The organism is Vicinamibacterales bacterium, from assembly GCA_036012125.1.
Lineage (GTDB): Bacteria > Acidobacteriota > Vicinamibacteria > Vicinamibacterales > UBA823 > UBA11600.
On sequence record DASCOS010000015.1, the window covers coordinates 1 to 19,289 of the forward strand.

The 19,289-nt window shown below is 55.5% G+C and carries 14 protein-coding genes; 7 read left to right on the top strand and 7 right to left on the bottom strand.

The window, feature by feature from the left end:
* Nucleotides 1–260 precede the first annotated feature (260 nt).
* Together QGH09_06490 and QGH09_06495 are read left to right on the top strand one after the other, a co-directional pair.
* Nucleotides 261–2,570 carry a TonB-dependent receptor gene (locus QGH09_06490; protein HJO17827.1) on the top strand — a complete coding sequence of 770 codons (2,310 nt, stop codon included), beginning with the start codon at nucleotides 261–263 and terminating at the stop codon, nucleotides 2,568–2,570.
* Nucleotides 2,571–2,632: 62 nt separating this feature from the next.
* A complete protein-coding gene (locus QGH09_06495; protein HJO17828.1) occupies nucleotides 2,633–3,466 on the top strand; it encodes a rhomboid family intramembrane serine protease in 834 nt (277 codons plus the stop codon).
* 8 nt (nucleotides 3,467–3,474) lie between these two features.
* Here the strand turns inward: QGH09_06495 and pcnB are convergent, their stop codons facing one another.
* The 4 genes from pcnB to QGH09_06515 all read right to left on the bottom strand — a co-directional run bounded on the left by pcnB (nucleotide 3,475) and on the right by QGH09_06515 (nucleotide 8,973).
* On the bottom strand, nucleotides 3,475–4,731 hold the full coding sequence (gene pcnB, locus QGH09_06500) for a polynucleotide adenylyltransferase PcnB (protein HJO17829.1): 1,257 nt from the start codon (nucleotides 4,729–4,731) through the stop codon (nucleotides 3,475–3,477).
* Between the two features lie 48 nt (nucleotides 4,732–4,779).
* A complete protein-coding gene (polA, locus tag QGH09_06505) occupies nucleotides 4,780–7,440 on the bottom strand; it encodes a DNA polymerase I (GenBank protein HJO17830.1) in 2,661 nt (886 codons plus the stop codon).
* Between the two features lie 20 nt (nucleotides 7,441–7,460).
* Entirely contained in the window at nucleotides 7,461–8,195 is a 735-nt protein-coding gene (locus QGH09_06510) for a ZIP family metal transporter (protein HJO17831.1), read from the bottom strand.
* Between the two features lie 217 nt (nucleotides 8,196–8,412).
* On the bottom strand, nucleotides 8,413–8,973 hold the full coding sequence (locus tag QGH09_06515; protein ID HJO17832.1) for a class I SAM-dependent methyltransferase: 561 nt from the start codon (nucleotides 8,971–8,973) through the stop codon (nucleotides 8,413–8,415).
* 28 nt (nucleotides 8,974–9,001) lie between these two features.
* Between QGH09_06515 and QGH09_06520 the strand changes: the two genes are divergently transcribed.
* On the top strand, nucleotides 9,002–10,315 hold the full coding sequence (locus QGH09_06520) for an inositol-3-phosphate synthase (GenBank protein ID HJO17833.1): 1,314 nt from the start codon (nucleotides 9,002–9,004) through the stop codon (nucleotides 10,313–10,315).
* Nucleotides 10,316–10,572: 257 nt separating this feature from the next.
* Complete coding sequence (acs, locus tag QGH09_06525; protein HJO17834.1) at nucleotides 10,573–12,546, top strand: acetate--CoA ligase; 1,974 nt, start codon at nucleotides 10,573–10,575, stop codon at nucleotides 12,544–12,546.
* A 95-nt stretch (nucleotides 12,547–12,641) separates the two neighbouring features.
* Here the strand turns inward: acs and QGH09_06530 are convergent, their stop codons facing one another.
* On the bottom strand, nucleotides 12,642–14,195 hold the full coding sequence (locus QGH09_06530; protein ID HJO17835.1) for a methylmalonyl-CoA mutase family protein: 1,554 nt from the start codon (nucleotides 14,193–14,195) through the stop codon (nucleotides 12,642–12,644).
* A gap of 232 nt (nucleotides 14,196–14,427) precedes the next feature.
* Between QGH09_06530 and QGH09_06535 the strand changes: the two genes are divergently transcribed.
* Entirely contained in the window at nucleotides 14,428–14,733 is a 306-nt protein-coding gene (locus QGH09_06535; protein HJO17836.1) for a hypothetical protein, read from the top strand.
* 4 nt (nucleotides 14,734–14,737) lie between these two features.
* Here QGH09_06535 and gpmI read toward each other — a convergent pair whose 3' ends face one another.
* Together gpmI and eno are read right to left on the bottom strand one after the other, a co-directional pair.
* Nucleotides 14,738–16,285 (bottom strand): 2,3-bisphosphoglycerate-independent phosphoglycerate mutase, encoded by a 1,548-nt coding sequence (gpmI, locus tag QGH09_06540; protein HJO17837.1) that lies wholly within the window; start codon nucleotides 16,283–16,285, stop codon nucleotides 14,738–14,740.
* Between the two features lie 20 nt (nucleotides 16,286–16,305).
* Nucleotides 16,306–17,616, bottom strand: a complete 1,311-nt coding sequence (gene eno / locus QGH09_06545; GenBank protein ID HJO17838.1) for a phosphopyruvate hydratase — start codon at nucleotides 17,614–17,616, stop codon at nucleotides 16,306–16,308.
* Between the two features lie 227 nt (nucleotides 17,617–17,843).
* On the opposite strand from eno, the gene QGH09_06550 reads away from it, so the two are divergent.
* Complete coding sequence (locus tag QGH09_06550) at nucleotides 17,844–18,944, top strand: hypothetical protein (protein ID HJO17839.1); 1,101 nt, start codon at nucleotides 17,844–17,846, stop codon at nucleotides 18,942–18,944.
* Between the two features lie 22 nt (nucleotides 18,945–18,966).
* Entirely contained in the window at nucleotides 18,967–19,275 is a 309-nt protein-coding gene (locus QGH09_06555) for a hypothetical protein (GenBank protein ID HJO17840.1), read from the top strand.
* Nucleotides 19,276–19,289 lie beyond the last annotated feature (14 nt).

Below are 19,289 nucleotides of genomic sequence, written 5' to 3' on the forward strand. Positions count from 1 at the left end.
GGTGAAGGCCTCCATAATAATCATCACGCGTTCCAGAGAAGTCCGAAGTTCAGTTATCGTGCTAGCGAATTCGACCCGGCTTGGTCGGTGATCTGGGTGCTGACGAAACTCCGGTTGGCGCAGCCATACAAGACCATTACTGAGGCGCTGGCACAGCCTCAGGAATCCTGAAATTCAAGTCGGGTCGTACGTCGTACCCTTGGACGACTGGCCGCCGCTTAAACTATGGCGACGTCTAGCTACGCGTATGAGGTAACCGTATGTTCGCAGTGTCCCTGTTGCTGTCGCTCATCGTTGGCATAACCGTGCCGATTACTGAAGACCAGGTCGGTCAGGGCACCATTCGAGGAGCAATTCTTGACGAAACCGGAGCGGTTATCCCCGGTGCAACCGTGACGGTAACGAATTCGGTCACGGATGTGTCCACCAGTGCTGTAAGTGACCAGCAAGGCCGCTTTGAATTCCTTGCTGTGGTGGCTGGTACCTACGAGGTTGCTGCACTGATGCCGGGCTTTAGAACCGAAACAGTGATTGTCACGGTCGTTGCGGGTGGCACACCAACGTTAGACATCACTCTAGAAATTTTACCACTCGCCGAATCTGTGACGGTAACCCGTATCCTCCAGGACCGGAGCGCCGTTCCTGCCGCAGTTACCGTTATCGCGGGCGACGAAATCCAGTTCGCTCAACGCCAAGAGGCTCTGGCCGAGACGCTGCGCGGGATTCCCGGTCTGTTTGCTGAAAACCGGAGAAACTTTAGTCTCGCAGGGGGGGTGCAGGCCACGATTCGGGCACCGATGGTCGGATTTGGGATGCGAGGCATCCAGGTGTTTCAGGATGGTATCCCGCTCACGACCGCGGACGGTACCACGCAACCGACAAACCTCGATCTTGGCTCCGCCGGTCGTTTGGAGGTCATTCGGGGACCCAATTCTGTGCTCTACGGCAATGCTGCTGGCGGGGTACTCAGTCTGTGGACGGCATTTCCCTCATCCAGGCGCTTCGAGATTCAACCCGACATCCAGTTTGGTAGCAACGGATACCAAAGACAGCAGGTTAAGGTTCACGGGACGTCCGGGCAGACGAGTTACTTGGTCAATGCTAACCGGTTTGAGACCGATGGCTTTCGCCAGCACAGCAAGGCTGAGGTTCGGCGGGCTAACTTGGTTGTGCGGAGAGCAGTATCGTCGAACACCGAGCTGCGTGGCATGTTCAACCTTTTCGACATGCCGTTTGGAGAGAGTGCCAGCACGCTTAATGAGTCGGACGCTCGCAATAAGCCGAAGAGTGTTCGGGGATTAGCCATTACTCAGGGGTGGGGTGAAGCCGCGACCCAGGGTCAGGGTGGCGTCACGCTCGAGCACGCGTTCAGTGGGGGACAGGTGTTACGTGCTACCGGCTGGGCCGCTTGGCGTGACCTCTATAACCCCATTCCATTTAGGATCATTGACCTCAGTCGTAACGCTGGGGGCTTTCGCTCGGAAATAACGGGCGGCCGTCAGGCTGGCTCGGTACCGATCCACTGGACAACAGGTTTCGACATATCGTATCAGCGTGACAATCGATCCGAATTCGGTAATGCAGGGGTACCGACCGGTGGTTCATCCGCCGAGCGAGGTAGCCTTCGAGTCAAGCAGTTGGAAGAGGTGCGTTCCCTCGCGCCGTTCGCCCAGGTGACCCTAACGCTTCATCCGCGCTGGCTCGCCACCGCGGGTGTCCGGTATGACTACTACGATTTCAATGCTACCGACAGTTTCCTGACCGACGGCAACCAGTCAGGAGGGCGGACGCTGGACGCTGTGAGCCCGATGGCGGGGGTGACCTTCGCGGCCTCTGACGAACTGAACCTCTACACCAACTTCTCAACAGCCTATCAGACGCCGACGACCGTCGAATTGTCGAACAAGCCAACCGGGGAGGGAGGGTTCAACGAGAACCTCAACCCCGAAGACCTTCGGAGTTTTGAGGTTGGTGCGCGTGGCACGGGTGGAGAAGGGCGTGTGCGATACGAAGTTGCCGCTTACTTTTCCACTTTGAACAATGCGTTTGTTGAATTGCAACGGCTCGACGAGCAGACCTACTTTCAAAATGCTGGGGAATCATCGCGCAATGGGCTTGAGGCACGTGTTGACTGGGCACCTATCCCTCGCATGAACGCGTATGCCTCGTATACCTATCAAGATTTTGAGTTTGTTCGCTTTCAAACAGACGATAAGAATTTTTCAGGCAACATTGAACCCGGCGCCCCGCCGCATCAGTTGTTTTTGGGTGGCAGTTACGAAACTTCGTTTGGCCTTCGTTCGGTCGGGCAATTTCGCTGGGTCGATGCGTTTCCAGTCAACAATGCCAACACAGCGTCGAACTGGTCGTATGAGGTGGTGGACCTCCGGTTTGGTTGGGATGGCGAGTGGAACAATGTGGCGCTCCAGCCGTTCTTCGGCATTGATAACCTGTTCGATAAACGATACAACGCCTCCACCATCCCAAATGCCTTTGGGAGTCGCTACTACGAACCAGCTCCGGGTCGGGAAGTATACGTGGGCTTGAGAATCGGGGGAGGACTCCAGTAGCCGGCGTGGTGGGGTTCTCGATTTCCCCGGTTGATGACCGCGTTGTTGTCTGAATTGTTCCCATGCGGCAGACGCAAGGGTCGCTCGTCTGTTCTCACTGCGAGAAGCTGGTTGGTATCAATGAGCCGACTTGTCCGTTTTGTGGGGCGTGGCGGCCAGGTCTCTATGGGTGGGCACCCGTCCTCCAACGTCTCGTCGGACACAACCTTGATCTCTTCTCACTGATCGTCGCAACGTGCATCACCCTGTACGCGATTGCGTTACTCCTCCAACCCGAGGAGGTGATTAAGCCGTTCCGAAGCATACTGTCGATTCTTTCACCGGGCGGGAGAGCACTCTATCAGCTTGGCATGACAAGTGGTCCTGCTTTGCAAGACGGTTGGTTTTGGACGCTGTTCACCGCCATTTATCTACATGGAAGCCTCCTCCACATTGTGTTCAATGTGATGTGGATTAGAAACCTCGGACCTGAGGCAACTGAGGTTTTCGGTCCGGCACGCGCGTTCGTGCTTTTTAACGTGGCCGGGGCGTTCGGATTTCTTGTTTCGAATATGATGACCGGCGTGCCAACGATGGGTGCGTCCGGAGGCGTTTTTGGCCTTCTTGCGGCGCTAATCGTCTACGGCCGTCGACGTGGCAGTTCGATGATGTCGCAGCAGCTTTGGCTGTGGGCGATTGTACTGTTTGTGTTTGGCTTCCTCATGCCAGGCATCAACAACTGGGCTCACGCCGGTGGATTCGCCGGTGGGTGGGTCTGTGCTTACCTGATGGGATTCATTGACGAACAGCGCGAGAGCTCCGCGATGGTATTGCTTGCACTTGCCTTTGTCGCCGTCACGGCGATCGGAATCATTCTATCCTTCACGAAAGTCACCGGCATTGTGCTGGCTGGCTAGAGACGAAGTTACTCCGTGGCCGAACGAGGTTTGCGCCGCCGCCGTCGGCGCCTGCGCCGCCGAACTGGCGTGGTGACCGGTGGTTCGCCGAGGTTGGCCACAAAGCTCCGCCAGCGCTTGACCGTTTCAGGTGCGTCACCGTGGATTTCTAGCCAAGTTAACGCTTCAGCGAACACACTGCGATGGGTCAATCGTCGTGTGGTGCGTTCTGGGAGCTTGGAATCGCCCAACCGCCGTTGGAGGCTGATGATCTGGCGAAGACTCGCAACTTGTCCTTTGGCGACCGGTAGCGCACCGAGAGTGAGTGGGGCGTCTTGCTGTCCGGACAAAAGCCCGGTTGGAACAACGAGCGAGCCGAGCAGAATCGGATTCGTTAACGTTGCCGGCGCAGAATCGAAACGGGCCCGATAGTTGTCGAGTGCGTGAAGGGACTGCCACAGCCGGTCGGAGCGGCGCCGATATAGCTCAGGACTGATCTGACCGAGCACACGCGCTTCACTGAGAGCTCGAAACGTGCGTTCGGCTGAGCCACTGCGAAGGATCTTATAGAGCTCCTCCAACATTCGTGGCGGCGCAGCCTGTCGAATTTCACCACGGTGCTTGGCGATTGCGTCAGTAATCGGCTGCTCTATCCTGAAATCAAGCCTTGCGGACAAAGCGATTGCCCGCAGCATCCGCACAGGGTCTTCTAGGAAGCGTTCTTCAGGGTTACCGATGCAGCGAATCAGTCCAGCCTCAAGGTCTTTGAGGCCACCGACGTAATCGATAATCGAAGCGGATGCAATGTCGTAGAACAGCGCATTCACGGTGAAATCGCGTCGAAACGCATCTTCCTCGGGACTGCCAAAGGTGTTGTCGCGCCGAATGACTCGACTTCCGGGCTGGTGCGGTGGCGCTGCATGCTTCTGACCTTCACGATCGGATGGGTGAGGGTCGGGATCTCCTTCTGAGCCAGGTGTTACAAGTCGACGGAAGGTGGCTACCTCAATTGTCTTGAGACCAAATTTCACATGTGCCAGCCGAAAACGACGACCAATAATCCAGCAATTGCGAAACAATCGCTTAACCTGATTCGGATGCGCCGAGGTACCGATGTCGAAGTCTTTTGGTCGTCGTCCGATGAGTAGGTCGCGCACGCTCCCGCCCACCAAATAGGCAATGTGGTCGAATTTCTGGAGGCGGTATAAAACCTTAAGCGCATCCGGGTCGATGTGACTCTTGGAGAGCGAGTGTTCCGCGCGGGGAACGACGAGAGGGTTAGCCATCCGTTGGGGCGATCATAGCAAAGAGGACAAATGGGCGAGCCTAGGGGATTAGGGCTTTGCGTCCTTCCAGGTACGGCCAACGCCGATATCCACTGTCAACGGCACCCTGAGATCAGCGGCGTGTTCCATGCGGTTCTTCACCAACTCCGAGAGGGTATCGGCCGACGCTTCCTTAACCTCAAGCACCAGCTCATCATGGACGGTCAAAATCATCTTGGCATCGTCACGCCCCATGAGGTCGGCATGCAGCGCAAGCATGGCGCGCTTGAGAATGTCTGCCGCCGAGCCTTGGATAGGCATGTTGACGGTTACGCGCTCGGCCGCTGATCGGACCTGATGATTGCGACTGTTGAGTTCTGGCACGAGGCGACGGCGGCCGAACATCGTCTTAACGGACCCGGACTGTCTCGCTGTCGTGACCATGTTGTCAATGAACTGGCGAACTGCTGGAAAGCCGTCAAAATAGGCATCGATGAATTCCTGAGCGGCTTGCGGGTTCACGCCGATGTCTTTGGCGAGCGTAAAGGCTGTCTTCCCATAAAGCAGAGCATAATTAACGATCTTCGCCCTTCGGCGGAGTTCGTGTGGGTCGAGACCACTGTCGGTCCCAAATAGTTTCAACGCGGTTTGGGTGTGAATATCATCACCACGTTGGAACGCCGCGATCAGCGTGTCATCCGTCGAGAGGTGAGCGAGGACACGCAGTTCGATCTGTGAATAGTCGGCTGAAATTAAAAGGCAGCCCGGCTCTGCGGTAAAGGCTTCGCGGATCCGTCTGCCGACCTCGGTACGGATTGGGATGTTCTGCAAGTTCGGGTTGCTGCTACTTAGCCGCCCAGTCGCAGCCACAGCCTGGTTAAACGAGGTATGGACACGCCCCGTGTCGGGATTCACGAGTTGCGGAAGTGCATCGACGTAAGTACTCTTGAGTTTTTGCAACGATCGCCAGTCCAACACCAACCGCGGCAACTCGCGTGTGAGTGCGAGTTCCTCGAGTACCTCCACCGCGGTTGAAGCTGCCCGCGTCTTACCGGTGCGCTTCAATGTGGGCAGTTCCAGTTTTTCGAACAAGATTCTAGCGAGCTGTTTCGGTGAGTTGATGTTGAATTCTTCGTCGGCCAGACGAAAAATCCTTTTACGATAGCCCTCCAACTCGACTTCCAGTTGAGCAGACTGCTCAACGAGTACCGCGGTGTCGAGACGAACCCCCGCCTGCTCAATGCTGACGAGGTTCTCCACCAGTGGAAGCTCAAGTTCACGATACACCGCCAATAAATCTTCGCGCTGTAACGTCTCCTGAAGGCGATCGCAGACCTGCAATGCAAGGTCCGCACGTTCGGCAGCGAACGGCATCACTGTATCGATCGGGAGCTCGCTGAACGGAGTTGCTTTCGCACCTTTACCCCGGAGCGATTCCTCCGTCATTGCTTGGTAGCCAGTCTCATCAAGGGCGGCATCTTCGAGCCGGTGTGCTGACTTTGTGGCATCGAGCACATAACTAGCGAGCATCGAGTCGTCAGTTATGCCACTTAGCTTGATGCCGCGACGCTCCAGCACAATTGCAGCAAACTTCAGATCGTGACCGACTGTGGCAACTTCCTGGTCCTCAAGGACGGGTTTCAAAATCTTCAAAGCGTCGGCTGGGCTAAATTCCGTTGGGATATCGAGTGCCGTATGTCCTAGTGGAATGTAACAGGCGGACCGCGGTGCAACAGAGAACGCCACGCCAACCGGTGTGGCCCGCATGGCGTCCAGGAGGTCTGTTACCAGGTGCAGTGCGTAACGACCTGCGTTTCGAAGCGAGGTGACTAGTGAGTCAAGGTCCGCAGAGGTAGAGACAAGGCGGTAGTCAGTTTTAGTCGTGTTAACGCTTGGTGCGTAATTGGCGAGCAGCGTGCGAAACCCGAGCTTGGAGAACAATTCGAAGCAACGCTCCGGTTGAGGGCCGCTGAACCGAGTCTGGTCGAGGTCAAGTTGGATCGGTGCATTGATCTCGATCCGAACCAAGTCCCGGCTCTGGTGCGCCAACTCGGCGTGTTCAGTGAGCGCGGTGCGGTATTTACGCTGTGGAAGCTGTTGGGCTTTGGCTAGGAGTTTATCGAGCGTGTCGTGTTCACCAATCAGCGCTCGGGCCCCCTTTGCCCCGATTCCCGGTACGCCTTTCACGTTGTCAACGGCATCACCCATAAGTGCCAGCACGTCGATGACCTGATCGGGCCGCACTCCGAATTTGGCGAGGACGTGGTCGGAGTCATACCACGTGCCCTCATCGCGTGGATTGAAAACGGTGACCCCATTACGGACAAGCTGAAAGAAATCCTTATCGCCCGTGACGATGACGACGTCGATACTTTTGTCCGCCGCCTGGTTGGCTAGGGTACCGATTACGTCGTCGGCTTCGTAGCCCTGCAATGTGATCACAGGTACACCGAGCGCTTCGCACGCCTCGTGCACCCAGGGCACCTGTTCAACGAGGTCATCGGGCATTGGAGCACGGTTAGCCTTGTAATCGGCGTCAAGTTCTTCCCGGAAAGTCGGACCAGCTACATCAAACGCGGCGACAATGTACTCGGGCTTCTGATCGTCGAGCAGTTTACGCAGCATCGTAACGAAGCCATAAACCGCATTCGTGGATTTGCCGTCGGGGCCAGTAAGCCCACGGATGGCGTGGTAGGCTCGGTACATCTGCGAGCTACCGTCAATTAACATCAACCGCGTTCGTTGAGCGATCACAGCGCCAGAATTGTCCCAACGCCCGCGACGATCAGCAGAATTTGTCTGATAGCGCCGGTTCCGAGGGTTTCACCTTTATGGAGCCCAGGAATCAGGTCCGACATCGCGACGTAAAGAAAGCTGCCAGCGGCCAGCGCCAAAAGATAGGGCAGCGTATGCGGTAGGGTTTCGGTCGCAGCATAGACCGCGACTGCACCTACAACAGCGCTCGATGCTGAAAAGGCGTTGAGCCAAAGTGCTCGTTGGCGGGAGAAACCAGCATTCAGCAGGATCGCGAAGTCACCAACCTCTTGTGGGATCTGATGGGCAGCAACGGCTAGGGCGGTACTGATGCCGAGCGGAACTGAAACCAATACCGCTGCGGCGATGATCGCGCCATCGGCAAGATTGTGTAGAGCACCTCCGATGAGGATGAGTGTCGCACTCGCATCGTGCACATCACAGTCCTCGGTATGGCAGTGGCGCCACAGCACGAACTTCTCAACTATGAAGAGTCCCAGAATTCCTGCTAGGAGCGCGCCAAAGACCGGCGCCGGCGCGAGTTGGTTCAGCGCCTCAGGCACTAGGGCCAACAGTGCCACACCGAGAAGTGTTCCTACCGCGTAGCTCAGCAGCCAGGGAACGATCCGATTGCGGAATGCGGAAGAGAGGGGAAGTAGCGCTGAGGCGATGAGTAACCCCCCCATGCTCCCAACCAAGCTGAGTCCCACGGCTGTCAGAAGTAACGACACCTACCCAAGATGATAGCTCAGTGTCTACGTGAGAGTCGAAGCACGCTGGGCGCTGAAACGGTTCGAGGCACTGTATCGGCCGTTTGCCTCTAACGGATCCGACATAAAGTAGACCCGAACAGTGGGTCTCTTTCCCTTCACCTAACTTCCAAGAGATGTCTCAATGCCGACCGGAAATTACCATTTGGTTCGACTGGTGGGGTCCAGCTCGCGTGTGTTAGGTGGTCGGCTTGACGCCTTCGGTAAAAGCTAGTCCCTCTCGTTCGGCGAGTTGGCGCACGGCCTTAAACCCCTCGGCATCGAGTGCGCGTTCGGCGCCGCCAGACTTAAGGTAGGTTGTATCGAGAACGGGTCTACGGAGTAACGCCCCGAGGCCGCTTCGAGGGACCCTCTCAATAATCACACACCTCCCGCCTCGGCGGAGCACTCTCAGCGTTTGTTGTAGACATCTGACTCGTTGTTCTGGTGTAAGGACACCAAGGAGGTCCCAGAGCACCACAACGTCGAACGAAGTCTCTTCATAGGGAAGGGTGTCATATTGCGCATGGTCAATTTCTACCAGCACGCCCGCCTTGGCAGCCGCTTTCCTGCCACGAACACACATTTCCGAGTTGTCGTCGATTGCGCAGGCCCTCCCTGTGAATCCGACTTTCGCCGCTATGGCGGCGAACATTTTTCCATTGCCGCAGCGCAACTGCAGGAGTCGATCGCCCATCTTCACGCCAGCCATCGACACTTCAAGGGCGTGTGGACCCAAACCCTCGCGAAATAACCTCATCGATAGCCTCATGATATAGTTTCCCGCCGTGAAAATCCTGAAGGATATAGCGCCCGCAAAAGGGAAGCTGGGAGTTTTGCTTGTTGGCCTTGGTGCTGTTAGTACCACATTGATCGCTGGTGTACACGCCGTTCGCAAAGGACTAGCTGCTCCAATTGGCTCACTAACACAGATGGGTACGATTCGCTTGGGCAAGCGAACCGATGGCCGCTCCCCGCTTATCAAGGATTTTGTGCCACTCGCATCGCTTGACGACATTGTCTTTGGTGTCTGGGACATTTTCGAAGACGATTGCTACGAGGCTGCTCGCACAGCCGGCGTTATCGCACCGGATTTATTGAACCAGTTGAAAGACGACTTATCGGAGATTAAACCTTGGCCGGCGGTTTTTGACCGCCATTATGTCAAACGGCTCGACGGTCCGAACGTCAAGAAGGGAGCGACCAAGCGCGATCTATCCACCGCCGTGCGCGCTGACATCCAGCAATTCAAGGAAGCGAACCAAATCGATCGGCTCGTTATGATTTGGTGTGGCAGTACTGAAATCTTTATGACCGAGGGCGATGCTCATTCATCTCTAGCGGCCTTTGAGCGCGCACTTGACGACAACGATCCGTCTGTGCCGTCTAGCATGGTTTACGCCCATGCTGCGTTGAAGGAAGGCATTCCGTTCGCAAATGCTGCGCCTAACCTGACAGTTGATACATCGGCAATGCTTGAATTGGCTGCAGAGACCGGGTCACCTCTTGCTGGGAAGGACCTGAAGACCGGCCAGACGTTGATGAAGACGATCGTTGCGCCTGGCTTGAAAGCTAGATTACTCGGTGTGTCGGGTTGGTATTCCACGAATATTCTTGGAAATCGTGACGGCGAGGTGCTGGACGATCCGGAATCCTTTAAGACAAAGGAAGAGAGTAAAAAATCGGTTCTTGACTACATTTTACAACCCGACCTGTATCCGTTGCTCTACGAGAACCTGTGTCATGTTGTGCGTATTAACTACTATCCACCGCGTGGCGACAACAAGGAAGGTTGGGACAATATCGATCTAGTTGGTTGGCTTGGCTATCCGATGCAACTCAAGATAAATTTTCTTTGTCGAGATAGTGTATTGGCGGCGCCGATTGTGCTGGATGTGGCACTATTCCTCGACCTAGCGCAGCGGGCGGGCATGAGCGGCATCCAAGAGTGGCTCTCGTTTTACTTTAAGAGCCCAATGCATGCCGCAAATGTTTACCCAGAGCACGACCTGTTCATTCAGTTGATGAAGTTAAAAAACACCCTTCGTCATCTCTGCGATGAGAGCCTGATTACGCATCTTGGTCGTGAGTACTACGACTGAGCGCGATTACCAGTTCGTACCCCAAACCGGGATTCAGTTGACGATGATGGATGCGCCTCGAGCGGTTTTTGCGGTGTGTTCCCTGGTGATTGGTTCGCTTCGTTGACTACCTCCGGTTCTAATCTCTATTGCTCTCTCAGGGTTGTTATTTAAGGGGAGGTAGTGGCGCTAGGGCTGGATGTCGGCGTTTTGACTTCTCGAATATGATTCTGACCTGACCTCTGGCACCGCTGACAGAACTGGCCGGAAAGGATTTCATGGCTAAGACCCCAAACGATCCCCGGAAGGAAATCGATGCTTTACTCGATGAGCGACGAACATTTGACCCGCCTGGCAACTTTAGTGAGGTGGCTAATGTGTCAGACCCCACGATCTACGACCGCGCCGGGGCCGACCCAGAGGCGTTTTGGGAAAGCTTTGCCCACGAGCTTGAATGGATTGAGCCCTGGAGTCAGGTGCTCGACTGGAACCCACCGAACGCGAAATGGTTTGTCGGTGGAAAAATTAACGCAAGCGTCAATTGTATTGATCGTCATGTTCGCACCGCTCGCCGTAATAAGGCAGCGCTCATCTGGGAAGGCGAGCCCGGCGACCGTCGGACACTGACCTACTTCGATTTATACCGTGAGGTCAATGCTTTCGGTGGCGTGCTGAAGTCACTTGGTGTACGACGCGGTGACCGAGTAGCGCTTTACATGCCCCTAGTGCCTGAGCTGGCGATCGCCATGCTCGCTTGTGCTCGGATTGGCGCCGTACACAGTGTTGTTTTTGGCGGTTTCAGTGCGGAGTCATTGCGTGACCGGATTAACGATGCAGAAGCCTGCGTGCTTGTGACAGCCGATGGTGGCTATCGCCGCGGCCAGGTCGTGCCTCTGAAACAGATGGCCGATGATGCTCTACGCGAGACGCCGTCGATTAACCATGTCGTAGTCGTGCGGCGTCAGCAACACGACCCATTACCGGTAACAATGCAGCCGGACCGTGATCACTGGTATCACGAACTGATGATGAAGGCGCCATCGGCCTGCGAGCCTGAAGAGATGGACTCCGAAGACCTGCTTTACATTCTTTATACGTCTGGTACCACCGGGAAACCAAAAGGGATCGTTCATACGACTGGCGGCTATTTAGTTGGGACCTATGCCACGACAAAGTGGGTGTTTGATTTGAAAGAAGACGATGTGTATTGGTGCACCGCTGATATTGGCTGGGTGACCGGTCACAGTTATCTCGTCTATGGCCCGCTCGCCAACGGTGCGACCGCCGTCATGTATGAGGGCGCGCCGGACTGGCCCGCACAAGACCGTCTCTGGGAGATTGTTGAACGCTACGGTGTCACAATTTTTTACACCGCACCTACAGCGATTAGGGCGTTTATGCGATGGGGGACCAAGTGGCCGGCTAAGCGGGACCTGTCGAGCTTGCGTTTACTAGGGTCCGTCGGCGAGCCAATCAACCCCGAAGCTTGGATGTGGTACTACGAGCATATCGGCCGGCAGCTTTGCCCAGTTGTGGATACCTGGTGGCAGACAGAAACTGGTGCCATCCTTATCACGCCACTTCCAGGACTGACGACGCTCAAACCCGGGTCGGCCTCACATCCTTTCCCTGGTATTACTGCGGAGATTCGAACTGCGGATGGCCAGGTGGTGACTGAAGGGGGAGGACTGCTCGCCATCACCAAGCCATGGCCGTCAATGCTTCGAGGAATCTACGGAGACCCAGATCGGTTTATCCAGCAGTACTGGAGCCAGTGGTCTGACGGTATGTACTTCACGGGCGATGGTGCCAAGTTAGATGCTGATGGCTACTTTTGGTTGCTCGGCCGAGTGGACGACGTACTAAACGTCGCGGGTCACCGGATTGGTACGATGGAGGTCGAGAGTGCGTTGGTCGACCACTCGGCCGTTGCCGAGGCGGCCGTTGTTGGGCGCACCCACGAAATCAAGGGACAGGCGATAGCTGCCTTCGTCACCATACGCGAGGGTTTTTCCTCCTCGGATGAACTCATCGAAAATCTAAAGAGCCACGTCGTGAAAAAGATCGGTGCAATTGCAAAACCTGATGTGATTCTGTTCGCTTCAGACCTGCCGAAAACCCGTTCAGGCAAGATCATGCGACGGCTGCTCCGTGACATCGCGGACGGAAAGACGTTAGGTGATACTACGACGCTTGCTGATCCATCGGTTGTGGCTAGGCTTCAGAAAGACTACGCAGACGAGCAAGGCTAGGCGGTTCACTATTTTCTGTTCTTCGCTTGGGAAATCGATTTCTGTCGGGAATGCACCGTTGTTAGATGGGGCGTGCAACAAGGTTGCTAGTTCTGTTACCCGAATCCTACTTCATGGTATTCCCCGAATACGGTGCGTAGCGAGTCTGCGATTTCACCGACCGTAGCTCCCGCCTCGACTGCAGTAATGATTGGTGGAATGAGGTTTGCCTCGCCACGCGCCGTGGCGCCCACAGCGTTGAGAACGGTTCGATGGCGAGCGTTGTCACGACGTTCACGGTGACGACGCACCCTCCCTATTTGTATTTGCTCAATGCTGGGGTCTACCTGCAGACCAGTGATGGTAGGCGCGTTGCCCTCGGTGAAGCGATTGACCCCGACGATGATCTGCTTGCCGCTCTCGATCGCTTGTTGCTCTCGGTATGCGGACTCGTGAATCTCTCGTTGCACAGTACCCGCTTCGATCGCAGCTAAGGTGCCGCCTTGTTCATCGATCTTGTTGAGTATCGTTTTAGCCTCGGCTTCGATTTCCGAAGTCCGTTGTTCGACGGCATAAGCTCCTGCAACCGGATCCACCGTGCTGGCGATACCGGTTTCTGACGCGAGAATCTGCTGGGTGCGGAGCGCCAGTCTCGCCGATTCCTCTGTCGGCAGACCGAGAGCTTCGTCACGGGCATTGCAGTGGAGTGACTGGGTGCCTCCTAATACAGCTGCGAGAGCTTGCAGGGCGACACGGACGGAATTATTGTCCGGCTGCAGAGCGGTTAGCGTACTTCCCGCTGTTTGCGTATGAAACCGTAGTTTTTCTGCATCTGGATTGGTGGTGCCAAACCGATTATGCATCAGGCGTGCCCAGAGACGGCGGGCCGCGCGAAACTTTGCTACCTCTTCCAGAACGTCGTTATGTGAGGCGAAGAAGAACGAAAGCCGTTGACCGAACTGGTTAATGTCCAATCCTGCTGCAACAGCAGCCTCTACGTACGAGATCGCATGTGCGAATGTAAACGCTACTTCTTGGGGCGCTGTCGAGCCAGCCTCACGGATGTGATAGCCACTGATTGAGATTGTGTGCCAGCGTGGAAGTTCTTTCGCGCAATAAGCAAAAATATCGGTGACGATCCGAAGGGATGCCCGTGGTGGAAAGATGTAAGTGCCACGCGCGACGTACTCCTTAAGGATGTCATTTTGGATGGTGCCACCGAGTTTGTGAATGGGTACGCTCCGTCGGCGCGCCACCGCTATGTACAGTGCGAGCAGAATACACGCTGTCGCATTGATCGTCATCGACGTTGTCACTTGATCAAGTTGAATTCCGTCGAAAAGGTCGAGCATGTCCTCCAGTGAGTCGATCGCGACACCAACCCGCCCCACCTCGCCCGCCGCGAGCGGATGATCAGAGTCATAGCCGACCTGTGTAGGCAAATCGAACGCGACACTCAGACCTGTAACACCTTGTTCGAGGAGGTAGCGGTAGCGTGCGTTGGACTCGGCGGCGGTGCCGAAGCCGGCGTACTGACGCATGGTCCAAAGCTGCCGCCGGTACATCTCAGTGTGGATACCTCGGGTAAACGGAAATTTCCCTGGCACCCCGAGATCGCGATTAGGCTCCCAATCGACAAAATCTTCTGGACGACACGCCGAAACAGTCATACCGCCTCGCATTGTAATGCAGTTACTGCCCTAACTAAGCTGCCTTGCGACCACCCTCAAATAACCTGGCTTGACACTCCTAGATCCCCCGTTTAGAATGCGCTCGTCCTATCGTGATCTCAGATACAAATGAGCGATTGATGATGTCCATCTTCCTCTCGCGTGGCGAGCGCAGGCGTGGATTACAGGTTGCCCCCTGTACGGATGGGTGGAGGGCTAAGGAGAATCGGACATGGAAGATGTCGTGAATCGGCTGGCTCGTGAACTGGCCGATGTCATTGCCGAAGCCGTTGCTGAAAATCCAAAGGTTGAAGAATGCCGCGAGAAGTCCCGCGCAGCAGGTTACGAAATGCGTGTGTCCCTCGAAGCGGTTATTGGTTTCGTGAATCGGTCAAATTTGACAGCGCTTGCTAAGGTCGGCACGACACAAAATGTGACGTCCAGCCAAGAGATGGAAATCAGCGCTAACGATCGCCGGTTTCTGCGTTCGCTCAGGATTGCAGTCGACGAAACTCCTGAAAACACTGAAGTTGAGTAACGAGTCAGCGCCGGATACGTAAGTCCACTCCAGTCATTTCTGCTGATGGCTCGATGTCCAATAGGGCAAGAAGCGTCGGCGCCACATCGCATAGTGATCCGTTACGCAGTTTCCACCCACGTCTTTCTTCGCCCTCAACTAGCAGAAGCGGCACCGTATTTGTAGTATGAGCGGTGTGTGGACACTGACGCTCTTGGTTCCATAATAATTCTGCATTACCGTGATCGGCCGTCATGACAACGGTCCCCCTTGCGGCCTGTACGGCGGTGACGATTTGGCCAAGACAATTGTCCAGCGTACTAACCGCCTCAATCGTTGCGTCGAGCTTGCCAGTGTGACCTACCATATCAGCGTTCGCAAAATTGCAGATGATAACCCGATGTCGTCTAGCCTCGATATCCTGCACAAGCTGGTTGGTGATACCTTGCGCGCTCATCTCGGGCTGTAGATCGTAGGTTGGGACCTGAGGCGATGGGACGAGGAGCCGGTCTTCTCCGGCGTAGGGCCGCTCTTCACCTGTGTTGAAGAAGTAGGTCACGTGAGCATATTTTTCTGTTTCGGCCAGCCGAAGGTTAGTAACGTTGTGGCTTGCTAACACCTCAGCTAAGTTGTTTGAGAATTTCTGGGGTGAAAACACTACGGGCAGGCCAAATGTCGCATCGTACTCAGTCAAAGTAGTGCAATGCAGATTGGGGTACCGACCTCTAGAAAATTCCTTGAAACCTTCAGAGGCCACTGCACGTGTTAGTTGACGTGCACGATCAGCTCGGAAGTTGAAGAAAATCACAGAATCGCCATCTTCCATCCGGCCAATCTGGTGGTTGGAAGAATCGACAATGGACGCTGGTTCCACGAATTCATCAGCTATACCCTCAGCATAGGACGATGTGAGCAGGTCGGTTGCGGAGTAAGCGCTTCGTGCCTTACCCAAAACAATGGTGTCATAAGCACGTTTTATTCGCGGCCATCGCTGGTCCCGGTCCATCGCAAAATATCTTCCGCAAACACTGGCGATCCGTCCAACGCCTAGGAGCTCCATGGTTCGTTCGAGCGCTGCTAGGAATTCCAGGCCCGCGTTGGGTGGCGTGTCTCGTCCATCTGTGAGCGCGTGTACGAACACTTTGTTCACATCCAGCGCGGCGGCTCGTTCAATCAGGGCAACCAGATGACGCTGATGACTATGAACTCCTCCATCGGAGACGAGACCGATTAGGTGAAGCGAATGGTGGTCCTTGCATCGTCTAATCGCAGCAGTCAGATTCTCATTTGCGGCGAATGTGCCGTCTCGAATCGCCTCGTCGATGCGACTAATATCTTGGTAGACGACACGCCCGGCACCAAGATTCATGTGACCTACTTCAGAGTTGCCCATCTGCTCAGCAGGAAGTCCGACGGCTTCTCCACTTGCAACTAGCGATGCGTGTGGGAACCGCTCGCGTAATTCGTCATACACCGGCGTGCTAGCGAGTTCCACGGCGTTATAATTTTTTTCTGGCCGAAGGCCCCAGCCATCGAGCACGACTAGAGCGAGCGGCGGTAAATTCGTGACCATGAGAGGGTAGCTGGGTGGAGTTAAGTGGTTTGATGCTTAAGTGCCTCGCGGCCAGCGTACCGGCTTGACCGAACAGTCGCTTCAATTCTGAGCAGTTGATTATATTTGGCAACTCGATCCGTGCGACTTGCCGAACCCGTTTTAATCTGACCTGCTGCCGTCGCAACCGCAAGGTCAGCAATTGTCGTGTCCTCAGTTTCCCCAGAGCGATGTGAGATGATCGATGCGTAGCCCGCAGCCTCTGCTATCGCTATTGCTTGTAACGTTTCGGTCAGCGTGCCGATCTGATTCAGCTTAACTAGGAGTGCATTTCCGACACCCTCGGCGATACCGCGCTGAAGGATTGTCGGATTTGTTACGAAGACATCGTCACCGACCAGTTGTAACTGGCCACCCAACTCACGAGTCAAAAGTTGCCACCCCGCCCAATCTTGTTCCGCGAGACCGTCTTCGATCGAGGCGATCGGGTACTCGGCGACCCAGTCACAGTACATTTTCACGAGGTCTTCGGCGGTCTTCGTACTGCCATCAGATTTCTTGAATATGTAGCGACCGGGCGAAGTGTCATCCCATAGTTCACTTGCCGCAATGTCGAGTGCCAGATAGACATCCCGACCTGCGGTGAAGCCGGCTTCGGCGATCGCCTCAAGAACAAGGTCGATCGCTTCACGGTTTGACTGCAGATTGGGGGCAAAGCCTCCCTCATCACCGACACCAGTAGAGAGGCCGCGCTGCTTAAGCCTCGTTCGGAGTGCCTGGAAAATTTCACTACCGGCTCTCAGGGCGTCTGTAAAGGTCGGGACCCCAATCGGCATTACCATGAATTCTTGAAAGTCAACGTTCGTATCAGCGTGCGCACCACCGTTGAGGATGTTCATCATCGGTACCGGAAGAAGTGGAGATGTATCGGTTTTCCGATGGCTGAGTGATGCGAGATGAGTGTAAAGTGGCAGGTGAAGGTGTGTGGCAGCCGCCTTCGCCGCCGCCAGAGAGACGGCTAGGATTGCATTTGCACCAAACCGGCCCTTGTTAGGCGTACCGTCCAAGTCGATGAGACGTTGATCGAATGAAGCCTGGTCTAACTCAGTGCCGATGAATGCCTTGGCGATCTCACCGTTCACATGGCTGACGGCCTGTAGCACGCCCTTCCCGTGGTAGCGGCGTACGTCACCGTCACGAAGCTCGATTGCTTCCCGAATTCCGGTAGACGCGCCTGAGGGCACCGCAGCCCGACCCATTGCGCCGCCCTCGAGAGTGAGATCAACTTCGACCGTCGGATTTCCCCGGGAGTCGAGAATTTCCCGGCCGATCACTTCACTGATATGCACGATCCTGCTCGGAGTGTTGGTGGCGCCGCAGGCCGGCTTCAACTGAAGCCGTGAGCGTGGCGATCGGGATCATATCACGCGACCCGGACGACTTCGGGGCCATCAAATGGGAAAACACTTCCAGAATCAAGAGTTTGGTCTGTCTTAGTAGGGTTGCCTATCGTGGTTAGGTGCCTGTACACTGGCCAGAGTTTTGCCGAAACGATTCCTCGTTAGTCGGAGCCTGTCCAATGTTTGTGAACTGTAAAAGGTTGGGCTTGTGGGCGCTCGTCGCGAGTTGCTGTGCCGCGGTGGGTGCCACTTCTGTCCAAGGCGGCGACCAAGTGGGCTCCCCCGGGACGGCAACAGGGCAGACAACAACCCCAGAGCCGATTCTAACCGACCAGGAACGCGCCGAGGCATCAAGGCTTCTCAAGGTAATGGACGCGGCGCTTTCGGGTGAGTCGGTGCCGTCCGATATCCGCGCCGATGTGAACTTGGAATTCCTCCGGGCTCAGGAAGGGCAGGTCTACGTCCCCTTTACCCTTAGACTTAATCCCGCGACGGTCGGCCAATCGGTGACGGTCTATGTCCGATTGGTGCCTGCGGGGATGGTGCTTGCCCAACCGCTTGACCTGGAGCCGGCTGAGACGGACACGGGACGGGTGCCTGTGGAGCCGCCATCCTATTCTTTCGAAGATGTGCACTTCATCGACTTGCGGCTAGCTGAGGAAGGCGACTACGTTGCTCAGCGTGCTTTTGCTGCGTCGGCGGGCTCCTACGACCTTTACATTGGAATTAAAGATTCTGAGCTCGTGGAGACCGAGTCTGAGGAGATCCGCTGGGGAGTGATCAAGCGAACCGTTGAAGTGCCAGATTTGTGGAGTGGTCAGTTAACAACGAGCACGATATTCGTCACCGAACGGGTGGAGACAATTCTTACGCCACTCTCACCCGAACAGCAGCGTTCCGACCCGTATGCGATCGGGTCAGCACGCCTGGTACTACAAGACACACTCGAATACGCGAAGACAGATTCACTGTCGTTCCTATTCTTTATTTACAACCCAAGTCTTGTTGAGAGTAAGCCGAACGTCACAGTTGAGTACACTTTTCATCAGCGCACTGTCAGCGGCGAAGAGATGTTCAACTCCACAACGCCGCAGACCCTAAGTGCTGAGACCCTGCCACCTCAATTGGATATGACGGCCGGGCACCAATTGTCGGCTGGCCAGAATGTTCCCTTAAGCGCATTTCCCGAAGGAATCTTTCGGTTAGAGATCAAGATTACCGACAACGAATTAGCTACCTCAATATCGCGCGACGTGACTTTCACCGTCGTCGGATCCTAAAGAGTCTACGGAGACAGGGACGATGAATCATTGCCATCGCGTCATTATTGCCGCTGTTGCCAGCGGTTTATTGAGTGTGTGCTTTCAGATTTCAACCGAAAGTCGGGATTTACCGGTGAATCCAACGGCCTTTACCGACGCTGTTAGTCGTCCATTCGAGGGAGCGATAGTGCCGGCGTTCGGCCAATCCAATACGACTGTGCAAGACATCGTTGCAAACGACTTACTGAATGATCGAGAGCCTGTTGACGAGATCGCTAATGGGGCAGGGCACAGCCACAGCGAGCTGGCTTGGTGGTTACGCCACACCCGTCGGAGTGTGCTCAGGTAAGGTTTCGAACTCGT